General features: G+C 69.2%; 6 protein-coding genes. 4 read left to right on the top strand and 2 right to left on the bottom strand.

Annotated features, from left to right (window positions below):
* Positions 1–109: 109 nt before the first annotated feature.
* On the top strand, positions 110–799 hold the full coding sequence (locus U9R90_RS34090) for a GDSL-type esterase/lipase family protein (RefSeq protein ID WP_411061176.1): 690 nt from the start codon (positions 110–112) through the stop codon (positions 797–799).
* Between the two features lie 45 nt (positions 800–844).
* Positions 845–1,429 carry a Uma2 family endonuclease gene (locus U9R90_RS34085; RefSeq protein WP_411061174.1) on the top strand — a complete coding sequence of 195 codons (585 nt, stop codon included), beginning with the start codon at positions 845–847 and terminating at the stop codon, positions 1,427–1,429.
* Positions 1,430–1,442: 13 nt separating this feature from the next.
* Here the strand turns inward: U9R90_RS34085 and U9R90_RS34080 are convergent, their stop codons facing one another.
* Positions 1,443–2,096, bottom strand: a complete 654-nt coding sequence (locus tag U9R90_RS34080; protein ID WP_411061172.1) for a class I SAM-dependent DNA methyltransferase — start codon at positions 2,094–2,096, stop codon at positions 1,443–1,445.
* Positions 2,097–2,233: 137 nt separating this feature from the next.
* On the opposite strand from U9R90_RS34080, the gene U9R90_RS34075 reads away from it, so the two are divergent.
* Positions 2,234–2,470, top strand: coding sequence for a hypothetical protein (locus tag U9R90_RS34075; RefSeq protein WP_411061170.1), 237 nt, complete (start codon positions 2,234–2,236; stop codon positions 2,468–2,470).
* A 73-nt stretch (positions 2,471–2,543) separates the two neighbouring features.
* Positions 2,544–3,533, top strand: coding sequence for an aldo/keto reductase (locus U9R90_RS34070; RefSeq protein WP_411061168.1), 990 nt, complete (start codon positions 2,544–2,546; stop codon positions 3,531–3,533).
* Between the two features lie 182 nt (positions 3,534–3,715).
* Here the strand turns inward: U9R90_RS34070 and U9R90_RS34065 are convergent.
* A partial coding sequence (locus U9R90_RS34065; RefSeq protein WP_411061166.1) for a 2'-5' RNA ligase family protein occupies positions 3,716–3,979 on the bottom strand: 264 nt, incomplete at its 5' end.

Here is a 3,979-nt window from a genome sequence, read left to right as displayed (position 1 = left end):
CACCCACCCAGGAACCTGAACGCATACCCCCACCCTGCCACCACCTCCCGATCGCCCCGTGCTCAGACTCACATCGCAGATGCACGCCCCGATCAGCGATGATGACCGGATGCTCAGGTTCCTTTTCGTCGGTGACTCGATGACCATCGGCAGTGCGGGTGAGTACACCTGGCGCTACCGCATGTGGCAGCACCTGTGCGCCTCCTTCGGCGGCCCGTTCCGCATCGTCGGCCCCCGCGCGGCGCTCTACGACAAGGTGGCCGACGCCCCCCTCTCGTACGACTACGCCGACCCGGACTTCCCGCAGCGCCACCTGGCGGGCTGGGGCGAGGGTTGGCTACACATGGCCCCCCAGATACGCGAGGCGGTAGCCACCTCCAAAGCCGACGTGATCCTCACCTCCCTCGGCCTGATCGACCTGGGCTTCTACACGGACGCCGAGCAGACGGCGGCGAACGCCCGCCGCTTCGTCACCGAGGCCCGCGCGGCGAACCCGGAGATAGCCATCGTCATCCTCCCGGTCATCCCCAACATCCGCGCCGAACAGGACGAGCCCTTCGCCACGGCGGTGGCCCACTTCAACGAACTCCTGGCGAAGACGATCGCCGACCTGGACACGGACAGTTCCCCGCTCCTGCTGGCCTCGATCCCACCCACGTACGACGTCCACTACGACACCTACGACGGCACCCACCCAGCCCCCTCCGGCGAGCACAAGCTGGCAGGGGCCTTCGCCGACGCGATGTATCAGGCGTGGGACATGGGGGCGCCGTATCCGGAGGGTGCTGCGTATCGTTGACGTGTGCGGCTGCCCGACTGCGGGAGGCTGGGGAGGAGCGCCACCATGACCGTCGTAGAGACCGACAGGATCGAGATGGCCGACGACAGCACCGAGCGCTTGGACGAGTGGTTCGAGCTGCTTGAGCGAATGGTCCCCGAGGGAATCAAGGCGGAGATTGTCGAGGGGGCCGTCCACATGGTGCCGCAGCGAGACGTGCACTGGCAGATCATTCGCAGGGTTCTGCACACGCTGGAGGACAGGTTCGGCAGGAACGTGCTGGTGATGTCGGATGTACGCGTCGACTTCCCCGGCCATCAGAACGGCTTCTGCCCGGACGTGGCCAAGTTCCGCGACGGGGCGAAGCGCCATGACGGGCGCTGGCGCTATGAGGACGTCGAGTTCGTCGCCGAGGTCATCTCGCGCGCCACTGGCGCCAACGACTACGGCCCGAAGAAGGCCGCCTACGCCGAGGCCGAAGTCCCCGTCTACCTGATCGTGGACCCGTACCAGGGCAAGTGTCACGCCTACACCCGGCCGAAAGACGGTGACTACACCACCGAGCTGACCGTCACCTTCGGCGGCGAGATGGACCTGACCGGCACGGCCGTCGACCTCACCCTCACCACCGACGACTTCCCCCGCGACTAAGGCCTGCCCGCCCTCACCGGCCCCTGTAGGCCAGCAGATGCGCCTGCGGGATCTTCGTCGGGTCGGTCGCGTCGGGCTCGCGCACCAGCCGCGCCCGCATCGCGAACCCAGCCCGCTCCAACTGCCCGGTGACCCGGTCGGGCAGCAGCCGGTGGAAGTCGAGCGAGATCTCCCGCCCGAACGCCTCCTCCAGGTGCAGCACTTCATCCCCCACCTGGAACGCGAGCAGCAACGACCCGCCCGGAGCCAACACCCGGTGGAACTCGTCGAACACCTCGGGCAGTTGCTCCGGCGGTACGTGAATGACCGAGTACCACGCGACCAGCCCCGCGAGCGACCCGTCCGCCGCGTCCAGGTCCCCCATCACCCCCTCGTCGAACCGCACCCCCGGATGGTCCCGCCGCGCCAGCGCGACCATCTCCGGCGACAGGTCGACCCCGAAGGCGTCAAGACCCAGCTCCCGCAGATGCGCCGTCACATACCCCGGCCCGCACCCGACCTCGGCAACCGGCCCTCCGCCCGCATCCCGCACGTACTCCGCGAAGGCGGTGAGCATCGCCCGCGCCAGCGGCTTGTTCCCAAGCTCGGTGCGGGCGCGCTCGGCGTAGTCGGCGGCTACGCGGTCGTAGGAGGTGCGGGTGGCGCGCAGGAACGTCGGCTCGGTCATGTGGTGCACCCTAGTGGGGGCCACCGACAGCGCCCCCGGAGTCGCGGAACGGTCACCTCCGGGCGGCAGTTCAACATCGAGGGCTCGCGTCAGCGCCCTCCCGGCCGCAAGCTGCTGGGATGTTGGCCTGCGCCTGTATGAACCCGATCGACATCATGGCGACCCTGGCCGGTTACGGGCTCCTGGGCTTCGCCGGGCTCGTCATCGGGCTGGTGTGTCTGATCGGGCTGATGCTCGGCGGGACGACCCTCGTCGTGCACATGGTTCACCGCTGGCGGGGAGTCGACGGCTACGAGGACGAAGCGAGCGGCGAGGACGGGGCGAGCGGCGACGGGCAACCGACCGGCCTCGCGACCTTCACCTGGCGAGAGTGACGGCTGACGCGCCGCCAACCCGTCAACGAATGCCCTTGCCTAGAGCGCACTCCACGCAGTTGGCTGGAGAACCATGGAGTACACGCAGCTCGGACGCACCGGACTCAAGGTCAGCCGACTCGTCCTCGGCACCATGAACTTCGGACCGCAGACCGACGAATCCGACAGCCACAGCATCATGGACGCCGCGCTCGGCGCGGGCATCAACTTCTTCGACACCGCCAACGTCTACGGCTGGGGCGAGAACAAGGGCCGCACCGAGGAGATCATCGGCACCTGGTTCGCCCGCGGCGGCGACCGCCGCGACAAGGTCGTCCTCGCCACCAAGATGTACGGCAGCATGGGCCCGGACGGCGAGGCCTGGCCCAACCACGACCGGCTCTCGGCGCTCAACATCCGCCGCTCGGTCGACGCCAGCCTCAAGCGGCTGCAGACCGACCACATCGACCTGTACCAGTTCCACCACATCGACCGCCGCACCCCGGTCGAGGAGATCTGGCAGGCCGTCGACGTCCTGATCCAGCAGGGCAAGATCCTCTACGCCGGTTCGTCGAACTTCGCCGGCTGGAAGATCGCCCAGGCCAACGAGGCCGCCCGCCGCCTCGGCAGCTACGGCCTGGTCAGCGAGCAGTGCCTGTACAACCTGGTCGAGCGCCGCGCCGAGATGGAGGTCATCCCGGCCGCGCAGGAGTACGGCCTGGGCGTCATCCCGTGGTCGCCGCTGCACGGCGGACTGCTCGGCGGCGTCATCAAGAAGGAGAACGAGGGCAGGCGGCGGGCCAGCGGGCGCTCCGCCGACGCGCTCGCGAACACCCAGATGCGCGAGAAGGTCCAGGCGTACGAGGACCTGCTCGACAAGCACGGCCTGGAGCCCGGCGAGGCGGCGCTCGCCTGGCTGCTCACCCGACCCGGCGTGACAGGACCGATCGTCGGACCGCGTACGGCGGACCAGCTGGCATCGGCGGTGCGCGCGGTGGAGCTGGAGCTGTCGGACGAGGTGCTCACCTCGCTTGACGAGATCTTCCCCGGTCCGGGGCCGTCGCCGGAGGCCTTCGCCTGGTGACCGCAGACCGCTGATCCCTGATCGCGGACCACAGACCGCTGATCGCCGTAGCAGCCGCGCGACGCCAGCCGACCGCTGGCCGACCGCTAGCGGACCGCGGATGCCACGGCGATCACGGCGAACATCAGGAACAGCACAGCGGCCATGATCCGGTTTCTGGTCTTCGGGTCCACCCCTTGAGGTTAACCGGGCGCACCCAATGGCCAGCGCCCGGCCACCTCGTACCGCGGCCGTTCGCCCGGGATTCCGCTTCTGGGCAGGTTGCTGCGTACGAGGACGAGCTCGCCGACCGTCCACGGCGTGCCGTCGAAGGCGTCGAGCTCGGCGGCGTACGGCCGCAGATCGACCGCCGCGCCCCCGCTCGCCTCCCTGGAGCCGTCCCGCCGCACCCCCCGGCTCCTGGCCACCGTCAGATGCGGTGTGAACCGGCGCGGCGGGCCCTCCAT

Source organism: Streptomyces sp. E11-3 (assembly GCF_046540415.1).
In the GTDB taxonomy this organism is placed as follows: domain Bacteria; phylum Actinomycetota; class Actinomycetes; order Streptomycetales; family Streptomycetaceae; genus Streptomyces.
The sequence above is the reverse complement of the archived record's forward strand: the minus strand, read 5'-3'. Positions and strand labels throughout refer to the sequence as shown.